17 protein-coding genes are annotated in these 22332 nt (G+C 40.8%); 2 read left to right on the top strand and 15 right to left on the bottom strand.

Annotation, left to right across the window (positions count from 1 at the left end):
- Positions 1-3 precede the first annotated feature (3 nt).
- The 4 genes from ruvB to aspS form a co-directional block, all read right to left on the bottom strand.
- Positions 4-1032: a Holliday junction branch migration DNA helicase RuvB gene (gene ruvB / locus TW85_RS24425; protein ID WP_046019752.1), complete on the bottom strand. Its 1029-nt coding sequence runs from the start codon at positions 1030-1032 to the stop codon at positions 4-6.
- Between the two features lie 9 nt (positions 1033-1041).
- A complete protein-coding gene (ruvA, locus tag TW85_RS24420) occupies positions 1042-1641 on the bottom strand; it encodes a Holliday junction branch migration protein RuvA (RefSeq protein ID WP_046019751.1) in 600 nt (199 codons plus the stop codon).
- A complete protein-coding gene (gene ruvC / locus TW85_RS24415; protein ID WP_046019750.1) occupies positions 1638-2189 on the bottom strand; it encodes a crossover junction endodeoxyribonuclease RuvC in 552 nt (183 codons plus the stop codon). The genes ruvA and ruvC overlap by 4 nt, the downstream gene beginning before the upstream one ends.
- Positions 2190-2323: 134 nt before the next feature.
- Positions 2324-4093: an aspartate--tRNA ligase gene (gene aspS, locus TW85_RS24410; protein ID WP_046019749.1), complete on the bottom strand. Its 1770-nt coding sequence runs from the start codon at positions 4091-4093 to the stop codon at positions 2324-2326.
- A 340-nt stretch (positions 4094-4433) separates the two neighbouring features.
- On the opposite strand from aspS, the gene TW85_RS24405 reads away from it, so the two are divergent.
- Positions 4434-5072 carry an OmpA family protein gene (locus TW85_RS24405; RefSeq protein WP_046019748.1) on the top strand — a complete coding sequence of 213 codons (639 nt, stop codon included), beginning with the start codon at positions 4434-4436 and terminating at the stop codon, positions 5070-5072.
- 88 nt (positions 5073-5160) lie between these two features.
- Positions 5161-5934: a hypothetical protein gene (locus tag TW85_RS24400; protein WP_046019747.1), complete on the top strand. Its 774-nt coding sequence runs from the start codon at positions 5161-5163 to the stop codon at positions 5932-5934.
- A 31-nt stretch (positions 5935-5965) separates the two neighbouring features.
- Here the strand turns inward: TW85_RS24400 and TW85_RS24395 are convergent, their stop codons facing one another.
- From TW85_RS24395 to tssG, 11 genes are read right to left on the bottom strand one after another with little or no spacing between them, the layout of a single operon-like run.
- Positions 5966-7219: a type VI secretion system ImpA family N-terminal domain-containing protein gene (locus TW85_RS24395; protein WP_046019746.1), complete on the bottom strand. Its 1254-nt coding sequence runs from the start codon at positions 7217-7219 to the stop codon at positions 5966-5968.
- Positions 7220-7278: 59 nt separating this feature from the next.
- Complete coding sequence (gene tssM, locus TW85_RS24390; protein WP_046019798.1) at positions 7279-10824, bottom strand: type VI secretion system membrane subunit TssM; 3546 nt, start codon at positions 10822-10824, stop codon at positions 7279-7281.
- A gap of 18 nt (positions 10825-10842) precedes the next feature.
- The gene (tssA, locus tag TW85_RS24385) at positions 10843-12246 is read right to left on the bottom strand and encodes a type VI secretion system protein TssA (RefSeq protein ID WP_084616493.1); all 1404 of its coding nucleotides are present in this window, start codon (positions 12244-12246) and stop codon (positions 10843-10845) included.
- Between the two features lie 9 nt (positions 12247-12255).
- Positions 12256-12960 carry a type VI secretion system-associated protein VasI gene (gene vasI / locus TW85_RS24380; RefSeq protein WP_052702405.1) on the bottom strand — a complete coding sequence of 235 codons (705 nt, stop codon included), beginning with the start codon at positions 12958-12960 and terminating at the stop codon, positions 12256-12258.
- On the bottom strand, positions 12957-14507 hold the full coding sequence (locus TW85_RS24375) for a sigma 54-interacting transcriptional regulator (RefSeq protein ID WP_046019744.1): 1551 nt from the start codon (positions 14505-14507) through the stop codon (positions 12957-12959). The genes vasI and TW85_RS24375 overlap by 4 nt, the downstream gene beginning before the upstream one ends.
- A gap of 4 nt (positions 14508-14511) precedes the next feature.
- Positions 14512-17226 carry a type VI secretion system ATPase TssH gene (gene tssH / locus TW85_RS24370; RefSeq protein WP_046019743.1) on the bottom strand — a complete coding sequence of 905 codons (2715 nt, stop codon included), beginning with the start codon at positions 17224-17226 and terminating at the stop codon, positions 14512-14514.
- Positions 17227-17237: 11 nt separating this feature from the next.
- Positions 17238-18011 carry a type IVB secretion system protein IcmH/DotU gene (gene icmH, locus TW85_RS24365; RefSeq protein WP_046019742.1) on the bottom strand — a complete coding sequence of 258 codons (774 nt, stop codon included), beginning with the start codon at positions 18009-18011 and terminating at the stop codon, positions 17238-17240.
- A 3-nt stretch (positions 18012-18014) separates the two neighbouring features.
- A complete protein-coding gene (gene tssK / locus TW85_RS24360) occupies positions 18015-19352 on the bottom strand; it encodes a type VI secretion system baseplate subunit TssK (RefSeq protein WP_046019741.1) in 1338 nt (445 codons plus the stop codon).
- 1 nt (position 19353) lies between these two features.
- A complete protein-coding gene (tssJ, locus tag TW85_RS24355) occupies positions 19354-19836 on the bottom strand; it encodes a type VI secretion system lipoprotein TssJ (protein WP_084616492.1) in 483 nt (160 codons plus the stop codon).
- A gap of 2 nt (positions 19837-19838) precedes the next feature.
- Positions 19839-21353 (bottom strand): type VI secretion system-associated FHA domain protein TagH, encoded by a 1515-nt coding sequence (gene tagH / locus TW85_RS24350; RefSeq protein WP_046019740.1) that lies wholly within the window; start codon positions 21351-21353, stop codon positions 19839-19841.
- 10 nt (positions 21354-21363) lie between these two features.
- The gene (gene tssG / locus TW85_RS24345; protein WP_046019739.1) at positions 21364-22323 is read right to left on the bottom strand and encodes a type VI secretion system baseplate subunit TssG; all 960 of its coding nucleotides are present in this window, start codon (positions 22321-22323) and stop codon (positions 21364-21366) included.
- Positions 22324-22332 lie beyond the last annotated feature (9 nt).

The following is a 22332-nucleotide window of genomic DNA, read 5'->3' as shown; positions in this document are numbered from 1 at the left end:
CCTCTAATTTAAATCGTTTGGCAATTGATAATTAAAATGCTCATATGCCTTCTTTGTAACCTGTCGCCCTCTTGGCGTACGAATCACAAATCCTTGCTGAATTAAGTAAGGCTCGATCACATCTTCGATGGTATCTTTATCCTCCCCAACAGCAGCAGAAATACTGTCCAGACCTACCGGTCTTCCTTCAAACTTCTCTATCATAGTCAATAACATACGTCGATCTAAGTGATCAAACCCTTGAGTATCTACACTTAACATATCTAAGGCACGCTGAGCAACTTCTTGGGCCACTATTTCATAGCCACCAACTTGAGCAACATCCCTGACTCGACGCAACAAGCGGTTTGCAATTCTAGGCGTCCCCCTTGCTCTACGAGCAATTTCGAAGCTACCTGAAGCATCCATATTCAAACCCATCTTTTCAGATGAACGAGAGACTATAGTTGTTAACGACTGAACATCATAAAACTCAAGTCTTTGCACTATACCGAATCTATCTCTTAAGGGAGATGTCAATAAACCAGCGCGAGTTGTTGCTCCGACCAAGGTAAAAGCAGGAAGTTCAATTTTAATAGAGCGAGCAGCAGGACCTTCACCTATCATAATATCCAGCTGATAATCCTCCATCGCAGGATAAAGCACCTCTTCAACCGCTGGACTTAAACGATGTATTTCATCGATAAACAGCACATCACCTTCACTAAGGTTTGTCAAAAGAGCAGCTAAATCACCAGCACGCTCAAGCACAGGACCAGAGGTCGTTTTAATTTCAACCCCCATTTCATTAGCAATAATATTAGCCAAAGTTGTTTTCCCTAACCCAGGCGGCCCAAAGATAAGACAATGATCTAAAGGCTCCTCCCGTTGCTTCGCAGCCTGAATAAAGATATCCATCTGCTCTCTAACAACTGGCTGACCAATATATTCGTCCAACATTTTTGGACGAATTGCTCTATCAATATGCGACTCGGACCCTGAAAGCTCTATAGCATCAGATTCAGCACTAATTATTCTATCGGATTCAATCATATTCAGAATCTACTTAAGCATGTTTTTTAAAGCAGACTTTATCACCTGCTCACTACTATCAGATGACACAGGCACCTTCGCAATTGCTTTTGCTGCTTCTTGTGGTTTGTAACCAAGAGCGACCAAGGCCGCTTCCGCTTCTTGCCTTGGGTCCGTTTGCACTTGCCTTAAAACTTCTGGCGTCGCAAATAGATCCTGCTTTGCAGCTTGACCAAGCTTATCTCTCAACTCAATAATCAAGCGCTCTGCTGTTTTTTTACCAACACCTGGTATACGCGTAAGAGCCGTCACATCTGAATCTTGAACATTAGCAATTAACTCATCACTCGACATGCTAGATAACACGCTAAGCGCCATCTTAGGGCCAACTCCATTAACTTTAATTAAAATACGAAACAGGGCTCTTTCATCTTTCCCTTTAAAGCCATAAAGACTTTGAGAGTCTTCTTTTACTTGAAAATGCGTATAAAGCGTGACTTTTTCACCTATGGCAGGTAGCTCATAGAAAGTCGTCATTGAAGCAGTTAATTCATAACCCACACCATTCACATCTAACATTAATTCTGGCGGTACTTTTTCTACCAAATAACCTACTAAACGACCTATCACTTAAGATTCCTTATATCTAATTCTGACCAACGCTTACCGGATCTTGCCGCCCTCTTACCAACACCATACTCTAGCCCCGAAGAAGTACGTGTATGAGCGTGACACATTGCAATTGCCAACGCATCAGCGGCATCAGCTTGAGGCGCTTTCTCCAACTTGAGCAACAGTTGAACCATTTGCTGGACTTGCTCTTTATCTGCACTCCCACTACCCACAACAGATTGCTTCACACGCTTAGCGGCATACTCTGAAACAGGCAAGCCAGCCATTGCCGCAGCCACAATAGCTGCACCTCTTGCTTGACCAAGCTTTAATGCGGAATTAGCATTTTTTGCAAGAAACACTTCTTCAATAGCAAATTCTTGAGGTCGATAACGAGACAAGAGTTCACTAACATTGGTATAAATATTTTTCAAACGTTCTGCCAGAACATCATCAGGCAACCTAATACAACCACTATCAACATATTGGATTTGCCGCCCTTGCACATCAATAATGCCAAAGCCAGTAATACGGGAGCCTGGATCAATCGCTAAAATTCGAGTCAAAAACACACCTCAAGGACTCATTAATTTAACTGTATATTTCAACAGTATGACCTTTAAGATTCAACCGCATTTCACTATTAAATCAAAAAAAAGGCCGCATAAGCGGCCCTTTTCTTAAAATTCGTCTAAAAACCTTATTCTACAACAGGTTTACGCACACGAATGCTCAACTCTTTTAGTTGCTTCTCACTTACCTCACCAGGTGCTTGCGTCAATAGACATGTTGCACTTTGTGTTTTAGGGAAAGCAATAACATCACGGATAGATGCTGAACCTGTCATCAACATAACAAGACGATCTAGACCGAAAGCTAAACCACCATGTGGCGGCGCGCCAAACTTAAGCGCATCAAGTAAGAAACCAAACTTCTCTTCTTGCTCTGCTTCATCAATATTTAGCAACTCAAATACAGTTTGCTGCATATCACTTTGGTGAATACGGATAGAACCACCGCCAAGCTCAGTACCATTTAGCACCATATCATAAGCTTGAGACAAAGCAGTTAATGGATTAGCTTTTAGCTCTTCTACAGAACATGATGGCGCTGTAAACGGGTGGTGAATAGCAGTAATACCGCCATCAGAAGTCTCTTCAAACATTGGGAAGTCAACAACCCATAAAGGCGCCCACTCACAAGTATATAGTTCAAGATCTTCACCAAGCTTACAACGTAAAGCACCTAGTGCTTCATTAACCACTTTTTCAGAATCAGAACCGAAGAAGATCAAATCGCCATCTTGCGCATCTAGACGCTCAAGCAATTGTTGACGAACTTCAACTGGAAGGAATTTAACAATAGGAGACTGCAAACCTTCTTCAAGGTTAGATTTGTCATTAACCTTGATGTAAGCCAACCCTTTAGCACCATAGATACCAACGTACTTAGTATAAGCATCGATTTGCTTACGAGTAAGCGCATTACCACCAGGCACTTTAAGTGCAGCTACACGCCCCTTAGGGTCAACCGCTGGACCAGAGAACACTTTAAAATCAACATTTTCCATCAAATCAGAAACTGTCACGATTTTTAAAGGAATACGTAAATCAGGCTTATCACTACCATATGTTTCCATCGCTTCAGCGTATGGCATAGTAGGGAAAGTCCCTAGATCTACATTCAATAGTTGCTTAAACAAACCTACAACCATTTCTTCTGTCATAGACATGATTTCTTTCTCACCCATGAAGGATGTCTCGATGTCTACTTGAGTAAATTCTGGCTGACGGTCAGCACGCAAATCTTCATCACGGAAGCACTTTGCAATTTGATAATAACGATCAAAACCAGACACCATTAATAGTTGCTTAAACAACTGTGGCGACTGAGGCAAAGCAAAGAAGTTACCTTCTTGGGTACGACTTGGCACAAGATAGTCACGCGCACCTTCAGGTGTTGCGCGAGTCAAAATTGGCGTTTCAATATCTAGGAAGCCATTATCATCTAAATAATTACGCAGCACGGATGTCACTTTAGAACGGAAACGCATTTTTGCTTGCACTTCAGGGCGACGTAGATCAACAAAACGATTTTTAAGTCGAATGTCTTCACCAACTGACTGGTGCTCATCCAACTGGAATGGAGGTGTTTGCGCAGCGTTAAGAATTTCTAAAGAAGTACCAAGCACTTCAATCTCACCTGTCGTCATATTTGGATTAACTGTACCTTCAGGACGAGCACGTACTAAACCAGTCAACTTAACTACGTATTCATTACGAACACTGTCAGCTAGTGCAAAGCTATCAGCACGATCAGGATCAAAAACAACTTGAGTAATACCTTCACGGTCACGTACATCTAGAAAGATTACGCCACCATGGTCACGACGGCGATGAACCCAACCGCATAGTGTAATTTCTTGAGAAATGTTTGAAGCATTTAATTCGCCGCAATAATGACTGCGCATAATTCTAATTCCTGTTACTTACTAAGTAAGAGATTCTTCTTCTCCTTGTTGTTTATAAAACCGTCTTTTTTAAAGGTTTTTATGATGATTTAGAGTCCAAAACCAACAACAAGAAGTACTAATATATTTTTAAGGCCCAGCATTATATGCGATCAGCTCTCGACACTCTAGGATTTATGAAAAAAACCTAGATAGAATTTAATTAACCCTAGAAACTCCCGCCCTAAAAACCTTACACTTTTTTACATAATGAAAACAAAACACCCATGGTATTGGATATAACGAATATGAATACTCTATATTCTAACCACCCGACTCTGAGCTAGATTAAGGACACTGAATGAGAAAAATGCTATGGATAGTCATTTTATCTAGCTTTATGGTGGAAACCAGCTTTGCTGAAAGGCTATTTGGCAAGGATATTAGTCAGCGTTTTAAAGATTTGGACAAAGACGGCGTCATCGCCATACGAGATAAATGCCCAAACACCCCACCTAACTCTAAAGTTGATAATTTTGGCTGCTCCATTGCCAAACATTTAAGTAATTCGATAGAAAAAAAAGTCAAACTCGACGTTCGTTTCGAAACAAGTAAACATCAGCTAAAGGACAGTGAATTAAAAGGCATCTTAAAACTAGGTAAATTTTTGCAAGAATTTAAAACAACAGATGTTGTTATAGAGGGCCATACAGACTCTCAAGGTGATGAGGTAAAAAACCTAGTGCTCTCTCAAAACAGAGCCAATGCTATCAAACAAGCATTAGTTGAAAAATTCACCATTGCACCCAAGCGTATAAAAGCAATTGGCTATGGTGAAAGCCAACCCATTGCTGATAATCAAACAGAAAATGGCCGCGCAACTAACCGCCGAGTAACAGCGGAAGTTAGCCATATTAATGTCAAAGAGTTAAAGCTAACGGAAAAACGCTGGACGATTTATACGGTCGATTCAACCGAGTTTAATAGTTTAAACATTTAACCTCCCCTTTTATTAATTTTTTATGACAGTTAATACCAACTGATTTTCACTTTCTATACTTAACCCATCTCACAATTTTAGGTTATGTATGACAAGACCACTTTATATTTACCTTTCAGTCCTCAGTTTTTTGACAGCATTTACTCATCAACTATCTGCAGAAGAGCTTCTAGTTGCCAAAATTTGTCCTGTTCAGGCAGAAGTCAAATCCAGTCCAACTCACTTGGGCATATTGGCATTCTCTAAAGCGTGGTTTCACAGTAGCCGCAGCCAAGCAAGCTATATAGCAACAGATAATGCCACAGGTGTTGGTTTAGAAATTCACTTTTTCTCTAACATAAACGGGCAAATAAGTGGTCGCAATCAAGCGCAATGCGACAAATATCGCATGCTCCAAGTTAGAAAAAGCAACATTAATTTAGTCAATGAAAATATCAACCAACTTGATATCCCACCAGAAAATACAGAACCCTTTTATGATGGAGAAAACCTAGAGCATGGCCGGGGCAACCATTACACCCCTCTTGATGACACAGATAAACCTTGGGAAGGCCAAGTACAGAGAAGCTCTACCCTTGCTATCTATGATACACCTTATATTTCAGATGCTTATGGCGTAGAAGGTGAAGATATTACAATTATGTTTGAAACATGCGTTGTATGCGAACGAGAAAATAGTTATGACCAGTTACTCTCTTGTGGACAATGGGGCTATACAAGAGAGTATCTTGGCGGTATGACAGGTTGGACCGAGCCAGAGTTTATTCCTGTTAGTTGTAATAATGTAGCCAGTGATATCTTTAAAAATACGATCGAATATAATGAATCATTAAGCTATCACTATTGGATCAATTGGCGTTAATAACAAAAAATTGCAATTAAACCAAGTTTCACTAATGATCCCTCTTACCTTCAACTTTGTTTTCAAGTAACGCAATTTTAAGGTTTAACGCTTTTAAGTTATAAAGAAGCTTATCCAATTCAAGTTGCGATGATTCAAGTTTTCCTTGTTCAATTAACTCTTCAATATACATGGCCCTCCCGTAAACAGGAGATAGGCTAATCGCATAATCTTCCATCTTTTTAGCTAATACTTTTGCTTGATCGTATCTATCACTTTCAACCATCAAGTTAATATTGGCTGCATTTGTTCTAGCACGGCTAAAGCGCTGATACTGTGTATCAACAACAGCCAACATATCAGCCTTCCAACTTTCTAAAGTTGCAACATCCCCTTGCAAAGACTCATCACCAGGATAAAGCCCTTGCAAAGTAGCCTCTAAACCTAGAGCCTGCCGCAAATCTTCGGTAACTTTTTTATCCATTAATGCCAAAGAACGATCAAGGTAAAAAGCAGAAATCTCCTCTTTTTTGGTCGCAAAATCACCAAAATCAATAATTAAAGGTAAATTATTAATAAATTCTGGTTGCATGACTTTAGGGATTGTTTGCTCCACACTTACTACAGAGTTTGGGGTATCCAAATTTTGCTTGAGGTATGCAAAGCCAAATGTTGCTATAACAGCTAAACTTGCCCCACCAAAATAGGGAAGTATTTTTTGCTTCCAACTCAACTTGGCTGCAACTTCAATCGTTTTAGGTTGAGCAATCTCAGCATTAGTTTCAAGTTTGTCGATATATTCAAAAATAGTAAACGCTATCATATCCAAATCTGGCACCTGATCGGGCTGGAGCAGACTAAATTGATTATGCAAACTGTGACAAGCCCTTTCACAACGATATAAATCTCTAAGCTGCTTCACACTTGGATTCAAAGACCGTATTTCTGGCCCTATTTTCCCAACCATCCAGGTGAGAAGCTCGGATCGTCTTATTGCAGGGAACGCCGAATTAGCACCAAACTTTTTTATCACAGCAGCTTGTAGCTCCAAACCAACCGCTAAACCACTTAGGCCTTGTGTCTTAATTGCTGCCACTGTGTAATAAACAGCCACCAGTAAATCAACACCTTCACTTGCACCTATCTGCTCACATAACTTCCTAACATTATCCCAATCTGTGCCACCAGCCAGAGGAACATTCCTACGATTAATTTCAGACCTAATTTGTTGATAAACAGATGAGTCTCTTAAAAGGCTTTCATCAGAAACAAGACGAAATTGATGTAAATCCGAAAAAAACAACATACTAACTAATAATCCCTTAAGTCTGATGGAGCAAAATTTGCTCCATCAGATATCGCTTTTTAATAAAGTGTTTTTGATAACTTGAATGATTTGAATAGAGATGAGGTGAATGGATTAGAGTCCGCATCTGAGTGCAATCGATAAATTGCGTAGCCTCCACTTAGGTTAAAGCGGTAATCGACACTTGTCGCACTAGCCCCAACGACTTCCCCTTTCTCCAACAGTCTGAAAAAGGCCCAAGCACCTTGGATAGCAATACTACGAGGAGAAGCATTCACTTGAGTTGGCACAAAGGTAAGCTTAGAAGAGGTACCTTCTCTTAAAGTATTAGGCCAAACCAGCTCAACTGTTTTCTTAGGTCCATGAGAATACCCCACATATTGACCATCCACATTGATAACACTTCTGCGTTTATTCGAACTTAGCTCAACAGGCTCTAAAGAGAACTTAACATCTAGAATCCCCTTATTCTGGAAGAATGCCTGCTGAATACGCTTCGCTTCTTCAAGTTGCTCTAGAACATCTTTTCTAATTAAGGATTGTTCACCAGAGTTAGCTGACAAACCTAGATTTTCATCCATGAACATTTTAAGCTGATTGTTGTAAAACTGGTTCAAGGTACCTTCAGGTGCAAAGAAGTCTTCAAAGTCTTGCAAAGAAACATCTTTTTTAGCTTCAGGATCGAAAGGATAACGATTTGCAAACTTACTATCGAATTTGGAATACACATCTTTAAACCATCTTACCTCAAGATGCTTAACCGCCTCTTGCTTCACAACATACCAGCTCTCAGTAGCAAGCTTTCCAACCATAGCATCTAAAGGTTTTGGCAAACCTGACGCAATACGCTGCACAGTATAAATAGGATCAGCATTTTTAAGCGTTAGCCTATCTTTAGTAGCATCCAATGCAGCTTTCCCCATATCTGGTGCATTTTGAATAGCTGTCAAATAAGTCTGCAATTGAGCCACAGCCTCCATAACTTCTTCCATATAAGCTGGCTGCCCTTCTCTCTCATCCAATAGAGAGTTGAGCTCAGCAAATGGATTGTTAACTGCTGCTGCAACTTGATACTTAGGCGCCTTCATCAAATCAATACGTTCAGCATCATTCTCTGGCAATTCAGGGAATAGCTGAGTATTACTTTCTATAGCTGCCAACATTCTTGAGAAAGGCTGCATACTGCCAGTTAGATTATCTAATACTTGAACTGCATCATTGATATCAGAAAAGTATTTAATATCGATAGCATTAATAGCCGCTCGCCAAGTATTGGTGTAATCAGAGACATATTGATCTCGAATTTTTTCACGTAATACTTGTTTATCAGCCGTACTAAATTCGGCTACTTCACTTTGACCAAGTACCCAACTATCAATCAAAGCTAGCTCAGCAACTGACTCAGATTGAGGTAAAAAGTACTTCTCAAAACCTTTACTGGTGAGTAATTGAGAAACAAGTAAGTTCTCGGTATTAATTACCCTTTCTTGGAAAACAATATCAAACACAGGCCCTATCGCATGTTTCACATTTAATGGCGAACCAAGCTCAGTGGATGCATTTTGCTTGAGGTTACGATATACCCTTTCTTCAACTGGCATGGTGCCAAGATCTGATTGGATTTTTGAAATTAGTGACTTATGCTTCTTTAATACTTTTTGAGCATATTTGTCGCCACCATCGCTTAACTCTTCTAAATCTATGTGCTTCATAGCGTAATCAAGATGCTGCAACAAAGTTTCCTGAGTTTCCCTGTCGCCCGAATACTCTTTTTGCCAACCTTTGGCAAAGTACTCTTCAACAAAACCATCACGACGGCCATTCTTATCTGTCATCATTTTATAAACTCTTAAGGCTGCGAGTTTATTGACATCATTTTTTGCACCGGACAAATCTTTAGCAACCTGATCCATAAGCTCTGGCAAAAACCTATTTTGTAATAAGCTTAGGTAAGTCTCTTCAACTTTAGGTCCAATTAAGTGCCCTTGGTATAAGCCCATATCAGAGATATAAAGCGGTTTCTCCCTGAAAAAACCAAACTCGAGTGTCGCATCACGAATATCATTCAAAGCAGATAAAATATCTTGCTCAGAACGAATCATAGAGTCACTGGCATACTTTTCTTTATAGTCATTTACCTTTTTAAGTACCGCATTGGTTTGCTCAATATTTTTTTCATAAAACTGCTGCCAAGAAACAGCAAGCAAGCCTGAACTAATGGCACAGACTAAAAATGATAACCAAAGAATACGGCGTTTTTGACGAGCAACTCTAAAGTTATCTGATGCCAAACCCGCTTCTGGATAAATAATTTTGGTAAAGAGTTTTTGCGTAAAATAGGTCGTCGAATTTACCGCATTTTGCGCACTATTAATTGAGTGCGTTAAACCATAACGACGAGATGCCGCATCAACAAATGCATTGGTCGGTACTCCTTGCTGGAATACCGAGGTGAAGAAAGCGCCACGCACCAAAGGTGATGTCGAGAATTGATCGCTACCTAAAGCATCAACAAAAAATTGCTTTAGTACATCTTGCATACCTGCCATTTGTCTAGCAAAGCTATAAATTGCCACCTTATCATCACCATCAGGTAAACCCTGCATGATAGGTGATAAAGAATCATTGATACGCTCAACAAAACCACCAAACTCAGTTTCAAACTCCTCTATCCAATTATCAAGTTGATTTACTGATTCCATGGAGAAGGTAAAACCTAAAACATCCTCACTTTGTGCTCGGGTATATTCGCGGAAAAAAGGTTCAAAACCATGCAACAAATCTAGCTTGGTAAAAGTGATGTACACAGGCAAACGAGTAGAAAGCGTTTCCATCAACTCACGTAATCTGGCTCTTAAAAGGCTGGCATAAGCACTTCTTTCTGACGCTGTCGCAGTCGCTAAATGAGCAATATCTAAAGCAAGTACGACACCGTTTAAAGGCCTTCTACTTCGTGTTTTATCTAACCAGTGAACAAAGTTCTGCCATAGACGGCGCTCCATTTCACCATCATTACCCTCTTCATCCATGCGCTGAGTTAATAGCTCACCATCTGGATCAATCAAAACAGAGTCACTGCCTATCCACCAATCGAATGAATAAGGGTTTTCACTTTTTTTCCCAGAGGCACGCATTACGCTAGAAAAAACAAATTTCTGACCAGAGCGATTAATTAAGCTAGTTTTACCGGCATTTTCTAAGCCTAAAACCAAATACCAAGGCAGAGCATATAAATAATTACGCTTATTTAAGTTCTCCTTCATATTGAGCATCACTTTATCTAGTTCAGTTTCCTGACGCTCTTCATATAGCTTGATAGGGTCTTCTTGATAGCTCGCTTCCAAAGCTTTTTCTTGATGGAATACTTTTAAACGACGCCATTGAACCACCCCCCAAATAGCAAAGCAGATCAAGGAAAAAATAAAGCTAACGAGACTACGGGCAAAAACTGAAGCAATCGGAAAAGTCTCTTCATACTTTAACCAAGGACCCATCATCCAAATAGCAATATTGGTTAAAATAAACAGCAAAAATAACAAAATAGGCATTGCTGATTTTAAACTAGGCAGAATAGCTGCGAAGAGTTTAAGTAAGGGTTTAAACATATCCATGTGTTCCTTTGATTATCCTTGTTTTACAACACGATCTAAACGCTGAATTAAGGAAGGTTCCCAATCAGATACAGACATATCCTGCACTTGCGTCTGTAACGTTTCATATTGTTCAACAGCCATAGCTGCTAGTTTATTTTGTTTAAGCGTGTCTGCTAATAACATACGCCAGTAGACACTATCTCTTGGTTCTTTCGATTGCTTTAAGCCTTCGTTAAGCATGCCTAACGCCACAGAAAGCCCACCTTCCTTGGCAAGACTGAAAGCTTCTTTTCTTTTTTCATCCCACCCGATAGACATGACATTTTGATTTGACGACTGCTCTTCAACAGAAGACAGCCACTTTTGTGTTTCTTCATTTGCAAAGGGAATAGCACTTTTAAAAGAACATTCCAGCACTTTGGGTAAGCGCTTAACAAAGCTTAAAAGCTCAGTCTGAATGGCTTGCGCGCAGTCAGACTTATTTAATTTGGTAGCGATGCGATAGCTCAAGAAATGGCCATCAAACCAAAAGGGGGAAACTGTCAGGCTTTGCTCGACTTTGCGCCACAAAGCCAAATCAGCTCCTCTTTGTAAATGCTCTTCATATTCACGAATACGATCAGGTGAAACTGGCATTAACTGAGTTTGTCCATTTGCATCAACCTCAGGCAAGGCTTTGATTGATTGCCAAACAGCAAAACGCCTTAATCGTAATACCAGCGCTTCTGACCCATCTAAATCAGATAGAAAGTCGGACACTTTTAATAGAGTTTGCTTAACCGCCCTATCACTACTGCCATCAATTTCTATTTTGGCAGCCTTACTCTCAGCCTGACCTGACCCTGATTCAGCTTTTTTAGCCTCAGCCGCTTTATTGACTTCATTTTTTTGCGTCAAAAAAGCAAATTTACGGGTTAAGCTGGATTCCATGGCTTCGATATGATCCAAAGGGAGAGACAGGGCTTCAGCTGCCGCTTTAAGGCTTGCAACAGCCTTATCCAGCTCTCCTTTCAAATCTGAATCAAACATAGCCACATCAAGTTTTTCAGCCGCCTGCATACTTCTGTTAGCTATCTGGCTAAAAAACTTTCGTCTAGGCAGCAAGCCTCTGTCACCAGGAGCAGGGAAACAAATCTGCCAAAACGCTCCCATGAAGTCAGATAAAACATTAATCGACAAAGTAAAGCGCTCTGGCGTTGTCTTATGCTGCAAACACTGTAATAAATACGTGAGTAATTTAAGGTCTTTTGTTTTGCTCTCTAAAAGACTTAAGGTACTTTTCTCCACTTCATCCCACTGCACATCCGCATGGGACAAAGAGCCAACCTTCATCATTTGACTTTCAATAAAATCAAGCAAGGTATCTTCTAAAAGCTTTTCTCCGACCGGATTGTCAGAACTAATAGGTTTTAGAATTTTGTCACGATATGTCATACCCAGCTCCTACCAGTCGCACTTTTCACGAATTGGTTTAATCGTGCTAGCTAGGTTTAACGAGTCAAACCTAAGACCATCAATGACAGGTGAATTAGATCTTAAAACTAAAGAACGAGATGAAATGATCGCCTTCATTGCCTTAATCGCAGGCACACCTCGACCAGTTCTAAGAACAAAACCTTCTTCGTCGCTAACCCAAGTTTGCGTATCTTTTTGATCACCAAAAATACTAATTTTCACTCGGGCATCTTGCAGTTTTTGCGGTAACACCAACTCAACTCGGCTAATTGTTTCAAGACAGCTAAGCATTAAAATTGGGGTTGAAGGCTGAGTAGAACTCCCCTTATGTTTCCCTAATTCCTCTAAGTTAGGCATTGCTGAAGACGTTACCCAAATGCTGTCATTCAATTCAGGTGTATCACCATAAGTAATTTTAAAAGCCGAAGAATCTTCCCTTTCTAACTCAGAACTCATCGCCCTTTCTTTAATCGGCAAGCTAGATTTAGCCACTTCATCTACTTCAAATTCAGTACCAAATACATCATCGAAGCAACTTAACCTTGCCAGCCTTGAAGCCACTAAACTACATTCAACACCGGCTACACCTAACCCTTTCAGCAAACCAATGTCTTCCATCGCTTGGTTATCTTGTGCCCATGCATTAGCTGAAAGACTCAAAAAAATATAAATACAAAGAAATGACACCCTCATGCTTCAATCTCCAGCTTTAAACACTTATGCGCTAGGGTACGCTTTGGAATCCCTAAACTTTCTGCAGCTTTTGCTCTATCGCCGCCAAACTTAATTAATCGGCTACGAATAATATCTATCTCATAACCTGTTAATGCCCGCTTCAAATCTCTAATTCGCTCTAAATTCGATGCGCTGGAGATAGAGGTCTCTACAACTTGAGTAGGGTTATCAAATACCAATAAATTTTGAACTCTATCTCTCACCACACTCAGCTTAATTTCGTCATTATCTTCAGTTTGAATACATGCAAACTCAATTAAATGTCTCAACTCACGCACGTTTCCAGGTAAGTTACATTGCTTTAATAAATCCAAAGCTGAATAGCTAATACCGCGAACGCTGGTATGGTGCTTCTCATTGAATTGCTCGATAAATTTAAACGCCAACTCAGGTATGTCAGCAGGTCGTTTAGACAGAGCAGGTAGCATTAACGGGTATTGGAAAAGTCGATAATAAAGATCTTGCCTAAAATCACCTGACTGCACAGATTTCAGCAAGTTAACGTGTGTTGCAGCCACCAGCCTAAAATCAGATGACATCTCTTCTTTTGCACCTAGCGCACGGTAATGACAAGTCTCAAGTACCCGTAACAACTTAGCCTGCAAAGAAGGCGACATATCTCCTATTTCATCCAGAAATAAAGTGCCACCATTCGCTTGAGCAACCAAACCGACTTTCTTACTATCGGCACCAGAAAAGGCCCCTTTCTCATAACCAAAAAGCTCACTTTCGAGTAGGTTTTCAGGAATGGCAGCACAGTTAATAGCGATAAAAGGCTGATCACTGCGGCTTGAGTAATCATGCACTGCACGCGCTACTAGCTCCTTACCTGTACCCGTTTCACCTTGAACTAGAACAGTCAGCGTTGATTGAGCTGCTGTGATGATTTGCTTCCTTAACTTTTGCATGGGTTCACTTGAACCAATTAATCGGCCACCAAGAGAGAGAGCACTTTCCTTCTGCTCCCCTTCTTTCTTAAGCCTTTCAATAGATCCAACAAGATCCACCTTTTGAGTTGCCTGATTACCCATATCTTTAATAAAACCCAATTGGTTCATAAAGATTGCACTGTATTCTTGCCACTCAACAACTTGATCAAGATGAGTAATTTGATCCACTGGCCCCACCATTAAGACCATAGCCTTAACTTTAGTATTCCCTGTTGGCAAAGGATAAATCGCCACCATTTCATCACTTGAAGGCATACCTACCAGCGCGCTAAAACCTGTATCAGAACGCCAGTAAAGCAACTTCTTAAGGCTCATACACATAGGCGTTGCCGCCTGAAGTACATGAGAAAAAGGGTTGTTAAAGTCATTAACTTCCCAATTTATAGACTGGGGGTGATCTATCACCTCAAGGTGACTGCCATCATGCGAAGGCATGATGACATGAGCAAGAGATAAACCTATTTGCTCCTTCAAGGTTGTGGTGTATTGATTAATTAAAGCAGTCTCATCTCGAAGCTCACCCTGCTCCACAGCTTTCCTTAGCCATAAATTCATCTAGCTATCCCACCTCACCAACAAACTCACCATCAACAACTGATAGGTGAATACGGTTAACGGTTTCTCTCGCAGCCAGTCGATCCAACAAGGCAAGGGAAATTGGCGGTAACATTTGACCTTCAATAATGGCTTCCAACATACGCGCACCATTTTCAGAGCGTGTTGCTCGTCTCATAATCTCGGCAATCAATTCATCTTCAATCACCACTTCCGCTTGATACCTTTCAATAAATAGCGTTTCTAAATGAGACAACTTCGACCTAACAATTTGCTCAATAACATCTTCAGCAAGAGGCAAATAAGGCACTACTTCCATACGAGCTAATAAAGCAGGTTTAAAGAAATCACATAGCTCTGGATATAAACCTTCTTCAATCAAGTTTGGCGTTTCAGCATTATCAACTATGGTTTGATAACCCAAGTTAGAAGTTAAGAAGAAGACCACATTTTTACAGTCAATAACGCGACCTTCACCATCTGCTAACTCACCTTTATCAAAGGCTTGATAGAATAAATTCAATACTTCTGGATGCGCTTTTTCCACTTCATCAAGTAAAACAACTGAGTAAGGCATTTTGCGGATTGCTTCCGTCAAAACACCACCTTCGCCATAACCCACGTACCCTGGAGGTGAACCGATCAAGCGTGATACGGTATGTTTTTCTTGGAATTCAGACATATTAATTGTCGTCAAAAACTGCTGGCCACCATACAACTGATCGGCAAGTTGCACGACAGTTTCAGTTTTACCAACACCACTTGGCCCCACTAGAAGGAAAGCGCCTTTAGGACGACCAGAACGACGCAAATCCGCTCTTGCAGTCAACAAGTTACGATGCACTCTTGCTATCGCAATATCTTGCCCTTTAATCGCTTTACCTAGAATTGCAGGCAAATTGGTAATTTTGCTCAATTCATCCGTATTCATTTGATTAACAGGTACACCCGTCCAATCAGCAATAACTTGTGCGATTTGCTCCACATCTACTTCTGGGTGAATCAATCTTTGATCATGAGGGATGGCATCATATTCTTGATATAATGCTTCAAGTGCTGCCAAATCAGATACCGGCTCAATGTTTAGCTCGGCATTTATCGCAGAATCAGTTAAGTCAGATGTAAGTTCAGCATCTTCAACAAACTCAGCTACCATACCAAGCACATCATGCTCTACAGTTTCTTCATCGTCAGATTCTTGCTGTGTTTCGGGTGCAAGAATACGTTGTCGAGCCAACACAATTTTGTCGACAAGTGCTCTTTGTTCAGTCCATTGTTTATGCAATGAATCATGTTCTTCTTGATCTGCCAAGTCATTGGCTAATAACTCATCCAACCTTGTTTGATCTATTGGACGTCCAAGCTTTAGTTGGCGATTTAACATATCAATTTCCAACTGTCTTTGATGACTTTGACTGTCAATTGCAGCAAGACGACGCGGTGGTGCTGTCAAATTAATAGCGATACGAGCGCATGCGGTATCAAGTACATCAATGCTTTTATCAGGTAGCTGTCGGCCCGAAACATAACGAGCGGATAACTCAGCAGACGCTTTTAACGCTGCATCCGTAATTAACACGCCATGGGCTTTTTCATACACGCCATGAAGGCCACGCATGATATCGCAAGCTTGATCTACACTCGGCTCTTCTAGCTTAACTAACTGAAAGCGGCGTGTTAACGCTGGGTCTTTTTCGAAATATTTTTTGTATTCTTTCCAAGTTGTCGCAGCAACTGTACATAGCTCGCCACGGGCAAGTGCAGGCTTTAATAAGTTAGCAGCATCGCCACCCCCTTCTTGATTACCCGCACCAATCAGTGTGTGTGCTTCATCGATAAATAGAATGATTGGTGTAGGAGATTCTTTTACTTCATCGATAATAGATTTTAGACGCTTTTCAAACTCACCTTTTACCGATGCACCCGCTTGAAGCAAGCCTAGATCTAGCGATAAAAGATCAACTTTTTGTAATGACTCTGGTACCTTGCCTTCAACAATCCTCAGCGCCAGTCCTTCAACCACAGCACTTTTACCGACACCTGCATCGCCCACAACAATAGGATTGTTTTTGCGACGGCGACAAAGGATATCAATCATTAAATTGATTTCGTCATCTCGACAGATAACTGGATCTAACTCACCTTTACGCGCTCTTTCTGTAAAGTTGGTACAGAATTTCGCTAACGAACTCGAATCTGCATTTAACGCGATTTTATTACTCTTACCTGAATGGTCGTTTTGTACTGTCTCAGCAGAATCCATCAAAATTTGAGTAAAATTCTTTCGCAGTGTTTCACGATTAATCGATTGAAAGGCATTTATAAGTGCAAAAGGTAAATAACGATCAGGGCGCATCAATGCCGCTAAGAAAATCGCGCCAGAACGTAATTCTGTTTCGTTCAATTCAGTTGAGGATAGCAACCAAGCATCTTGCAATAACTCCACTAAAAGAGGTGAAAATGCAGGATAAGTTGCATTACCTGTTTCACTCGTTAGGGCATCACCCACTTTATGTTTAATTAAAACATGATCAAGATTAGCGCTTTTCAACATGACTCGAATATCAGAAAAAGGGTTTTCTAATATGGCAAACATAAGGTGCTCAAATGTCACCTCAGGGTTCTGACGACTAATACAGTTAGAAGCAGCCTGCTCCATGACTAACTTAGTTTGACTGTTTAACTTACTTATTAAATTTGATAATTCGATCTGAATCACAGGTTCATCCTTTACTGCAATATCTGGTTAAGTTGTTCTAAAACATCGGTAGATTTATTGTGTAAGTTGATATAAAACCCCACAAACAGCAGGCTCCAGCCTCCTATAAATCCCGCAAAAAGTGTCCAAACTGGCATTTGTCTTGATAATCGATACTTAGTTCTCACCACATGATCAGCCGCATGGGTCAATTCTTGTGGCTCTTTTTCATCCAGCTTTTGTAAAATGTTATATAGATGAGTAATAATTTTTTCATACTCTTCTAGACCGTTATTAATCACGCGATAACGGCCCTTAAAGCCCAAGCACAAACATAAATAAATAAACTCAAGTTGCTGCTGATAACGGCCAGGATCACTCTCTAATCGAGATAAAATGGTATAAAATTTCTCTCCACCCCAAGTCTCATTATGAAAGCGTGTCAGTAATGAGTGTTCTGCCCACACACTTTCAGCCCCCCAACTTGTGTTCATCACAGCTTCATCAACGAAACAGCAAAGCACATATCGATAAGCGAGAATGACGGCATGCTCATAGCCTGCTTCGGTAAGCTCCACCTCAATAGATTTCACTTCTTCTACTGCTTGCTCATAAATTTTGTCAACGTTATCGCAACTAGACAGACGCCTCACTCTCAACGCCATGCCCATTAATGGCGTCGCGGCATCGATCAACTGATTGATATTTGAACCACGTAACTTAAACCAGTAGTCCTGATCGCCATCTATATTTTTCACTTCATCAAACAACAGATTGTCGTAATTCTTTTCCGCTTCATATTCCATTATTTATTTACTCCTTACGGCCCAGAATTGCAGATCGATATCTGGGAATTCACCTGCCACATGGAAAGCAAAGCCACTAGAGTTTTGCAACATACTCCATGCTTGGCTGGTTTTATCCAGTTGATAATAGGTATAACCAGCGTGGTAAGGCAGTTGCCTAGGTGCAACAGGCAATGGGGTTACCGGAATACCAGGTAACTGCAATGAGATGAGGTCGCGAATCTTTTCAACAGAAGCCACTTTAGTTTGTTGGATAAACAATTTACGCAACTCATCAAGCGGCATTCTCGCTTTCACAGCGATGATAAAGTCAGCATCTTCAACCAGTTCAGGGTCTTGAACTGGTGCCACCATAAGGCCATATTTACGTTTTTGCAGTTGCAAAGAAACGGCTCTTGGCTCAAGCACAATACTCAATGATTGACGTAGTAAAGACATTACAGAATTAAAGGCTGCCACAGGCATATCATGGTTATAAGCTTCAAATTCAGCGGGCAATCGACTTTCATCAGTAAATGAAGCCAATTCACCACATAAAGAAGTTAGACTTTCATAAAGACGCTCAGGATGAAGGCTTCTCAAAAATGACAAGTGACGTAAATGAGGTTGCATGCGATTCAATGCTTGTAACAACATAAAATCAGATACATCAGCAACACCACCTTGGCCAGGTGCGCCGATACGTTGTGCAATATTTTTTGCTCGTTCACGCATTAAGCCTGACATTTCACCAATAAAGCGATGCAAGATTGGCACAGCACTGACATTAAGATGACAAGGAATAAAGTTGGCATCCAACATCACACTGCCGTCAGGCCGCTTTTCTAAGATACGAGCAATAGCAATAGAGGCATAAGCACTGCGATCTTCTTTTTCCAGCATTAAACGAATACGCACTGGGCTAACATCAATGGATGTCGTGTCCCCTTGCACCGTATGAATATCTCGAATCTCTTCTTTACTGGCTTGGTAACGCCCAGCGCCTGTGCTATCTGGCCAAGTAATCTCAGTAATAGAGTCACTTCTTAAAGGAATAGCGAGATAAATAACCTGGCCAGCTAAAGCACCATCTGCAATTTCCAATGCATCTGGTTGAACATCTTCTTGAGGGATTCTAAAGATGGTGCCATCAGGCATTACCCCGACCGCTCTTTCGATAGCAATACGGCCAAAACTCAAATACTCAGGATTTAATGCAATATCAGTCACACCATATAGGTAACGGCTCATTGACCCAACACGCTCGTCAACCATGTATTCGATATAGCGCAATTGCTGCTGGAAGTGTTGTGGCTTGATAAATAGCCCTTCATTCCACACCACTCTATTTCTGGATGACATCTTATTCCACCTTTTCCAAAATCACTTCATTTTCCTTAAAAAGTGTCAGTAGATGATAATCTCTACCTAACGGCTTAACCTTCACAACTTTCTTCCATTGACTTGTGTCTGGATCCGAGTAACTGACCATGATCCCGATATAATTTGTGTCTTCATCTACCTCAATTGCTTCAATAAACTTGAACTGGCTTGGTAAAAGCACATAGTCATAGTTATCGATATAGTTACTGCTTAACGCCTTCTTATAATCTTCGATTAACTGCTCATAATCGGCAGACATAAACATGGAGTCGTCTTCTAGTTCGAACACAGTAAACTCAATCGGTGTTGCCTCTCCGCTTGAATTAGGGTTTACCTTTTCATCCGCTAACATACTGATCGTCACGCGTGTCGGTTCCAACGTAGGATCATAAGTAACAGGACTAGATGAACACCCAACTAAAAAGGCCAGCATGAAAAACACCCACACTAGACGAGTATTCACGCTTAGTTCTCCCTTTGAATATCGCGTAGTTTTTTATCGTAAAATTGATCAAAAATTTCCCAGAAAAGCTTTTCAAACCCTTGCTGGCGATTTGAAGCTAACTCTTTGAAATAGCTTTCATACATGTTCCAAGCCCACTCTTCTTGAGATTCTTGGGTCAATTGACCTGGGCGTCTGTAATTCATAAAACGGCGCATCAGAACATCAGGAGAAAAAGCATTTAAGATATGAGTCAAAGCCTCAGAAATAGCTGTTTCAACGGCCGTATTATGGTGTTGCACAAGCTTTAGACTTTCATCAATAGCAGCAGGAGCAGACAAATGAACTGGACTACGATTAGAATCAAACATGGTTAATACCGTTTGTTCATAAGTCATACCAAGACGTAAAGGATTATCTTCTATTGGTTGAAGGTTTTTATTCATACCACCATAACGGCTTGTTTCTACTTGCTTATGGATATCAAGCACACCAGCGATAGCGGCTTTTAAAGAGGCGCCCATTTCTTCAGATAACAACTGCAAATCAGCCGCGTTATCATTACTGGCAGCATTGACACCTAGCCCACGAAAAATAGGCCCTGTAACCATGTGGTTAGCGTCTTGGGAAGGCACCTCTTGGCTAAAATCCATGCCCATTTCTTTTTCTAATAAATCCAGTACTTCTTCATCCATTTGACTTTCCTTAGTGACTACATTCCAATTCGTTGGCGTATTTTTAGTGAGATTAGTAAGCGTTTTTTGCGATTGTTTTTTTAAGGTTTCTGCCTTAGCTTTCGCCTTAGACAAGAATCCTCTCTCTACTTTTTTCAAACTATTCTGTGAACTCGCTACTTTTGTTGAAGCATGGGGTTTTAAAAAAATTGCAGAATCAAAGCCTCTTTCAGAATCCGCCTGAACTAATAACTCTTGACCCTGCCATATTTGATCTTTTGCTAATAAATAACCCGCTAGCTCCGCTTTTTTCACTTCCTCTTGGTCGGGTTTTACTTCTTCAATTAGGCTCTCAACAACGTCCTTTTGCTCTTCCTCTAACTCGTCTAGCGCTAATAACGGGTCGTAAGCAATTTCTTTATGTATTTCTAATGGGGTTTCAATTAAATCAAACCGATTCAAGTTCAATTCATCTTCATCAACACTAAAGAGTCTATCGATTGTCTGAGGGCCATCAGCCATCTCCTCAGCACTCATCTCAAATGACACACGAATTTTATAAGGGCCGATATGAAGCACATCTTTTTCATTAAGTCTGGCCAAGGTTTTTCTACCAATCGCCATGGATGAACCATTGATATAGGTCGAATTGCTCACATCAGATAAACAAAAGAATCCATCCACATAAGTAATACGACAGTGGCTTTCTCTTACTTTGCCGGCACCGTCTTTCAGGCACCAGTCATCCATTAGTCCTGACCCGATAGAGCCACCACTGGCAGTAAACACAGTTGAAGCAGTAAGCCCTGCTTCAAGCAGTTGTGCATTTGTCACAACAAACGAAATCACATCATGATCTGACATAAGTGTCCGCTTAGCCCCTTATTTGTATCCGTACTTTTCTGTTTTGATTCGTACTTCCCATAAAGGAAGTCCAACCCAGTGAAAATCCATTTTTGCCACCCAAACTTAACGAAGGGGCTTCTACATGCTTTAATTCAAGTTCTAAATCAAATGCCATTTGTTCGCGCAAGATAAACTCAATCAACTTACAAAAAGGCTGATACTCTTTGCCAGATGGCAAAAAGTCAGCAAAGCGCTCCTGCGTTAACCCCTTAACACAGATAATAAATTTGCCTGTACAGTCATTTACCTCATCCCCTATGATGGTATCTTCACCTAAGCTTGCATTAGCAAGCCCTAAGCACATGGCTTGCTCTACTGGAATCTGTACTTTTCTCACAACCCACTGCTCAATACTCACATCTTCAAGGTCAAAACAATGGGCCACAATCCCAGAGACAACTTGTGGAGAGCGGCTACGACCCGCCAACATGCCCGCATAAGAAAGCATCTTGCACCAGTTAATAGGGGTTTCGCCGCGCAAGTTCTCATCAGCCAAGCCAACAAGAGCAAAAAGTTGCGCAGAAAAAGCATCACTCGCATCCTCTTTAAACCTCACGTAATAGCGATATTTACGCCATACTCGATAAACAAGTGATATCAACCTGTGGTTGAAGAAGTCTAAAAAAGGCCGTCTTACTCCCCCCTCTTCCTCGGATGCGATTTGCTCCAAAAAGAAACCAGGTAAAGGTGATTGAGAACCAGACAACCCCATAAAAGTTGTCTGCAATTGCACCTGACCTGAGTCAGCAGCGTTTAAATCAGTCACATCACTGGCAGGAAACCCCATACTTGGGTTTGCAGTAAAAAGCATTCTGCAAGCAAGCTCCCACTCTTCACTTTCTGGATCCTCTTCTAACAAGCGATGAAGAAGCTCAACCAATTGGAAAAAGTTATAGTTTTCAGCGTCTTGGGGTAAATTTGAAATCATAATACAGTC

Source organism: Marinomonas sp. S3726, assembly GCF_000967665.1.
In the GTDB taxonomy this organism is placed as follows: Bacteria; Pseudomonadota; Gammaproteobacteria; order Pseudomonadales; family Marinomonadaceae; genus Marinomonas.
This window is presented reverse-complemented; position numbering and strand designations above follow the sequence as displayed.

Bases quoted from the DNA above. Each gene is read 5' to 3' on its own strand.
- ruvB (WP_046019752.1), bottom strand. From the start codon at position 1,032: ATGATTGAATCCGATAGAATAATTAGTGCTGAATCTGATGCTATAGAG.
- TW85_RS24375 (WP_046019744.1), bottom strand. From the start codon at position 14,507: ATGAATTTATGGCTAAGGAAAGCTGTGGAGCAGGGTGAGCTTCGAGAT.
- icmH (WP_046019742.1), bottom strand. From the start codon at position 18,011: ATGGAATATGAAGCGGAAAAGAATTACGACAATCTGTTGTTTGATGAA.
- tssA (WP_084616493.1), bottom strand. From the start codon at position 12,246: ATGACATATCGTGACAAAATTCTAAAACCTATTAGTTCTGACAATCCG.
- aspS (WP_046019749.1), bottom strand. From the start codon at position 4,093: ATGCGCAGTCATTATTGCGGCGAATTAAATGCTTCAAACATTTCTCAA.
- tssM (WP_046019798.1), bottom strand. From the start codon at position 10,824: ATGTTTAAACCCTTACTTAAACTCTTCGCAGCTATTCTGCCTAGTTTA.
- tagH (WP_046019740.1), bottom strand. From the start codon at position 21,353: ATGTCAGATCATGATGTGATTTCGTTTGTTGTGACAAATGCACAACTG.
- TW85_RS24405 (WP_046019748.1), top strand. From the start codon at position 4,434: ATGAGAAAAATGCTATGGATAGTCATTTTATCTAGCTTTATGGTGGAA.
- TW85_RS24400 (WP_046019747.1), top strand. From the start codon at position 5,161: ATGACAAGACCACTTTATATTTACCTTTCAGTCCTCAGTTTTTTGACA.
- TW85_RS24395 (WP_046019746.1), bottom strand. From the start codon at position 7,219: ATGTTGTTTTTTTCGGATTTACATCAATTTCGTCTTGTTTCTGATGAA.
- tssK (WP_046019741.1), bottom strand. From the start codon at position 19,352: ATGTCATCCAGAAATAGAGTGGTGTGGAATGAAGGGCTATTTATCAAG.
- vasI (WP_052702405.1), bottom strand. From the start codon at position 12,960: ATGAGGGTGTCATTTCTTTGTATTTATATTTTTTTGAGTCTTTCAGCT.
- tssG (WP_046019739.1), bottom strand. From the start codon at position 22,323: ATGATTTCAAATTTACCCCAAGACGCTGAAAACTATAACTTTTTCCAA.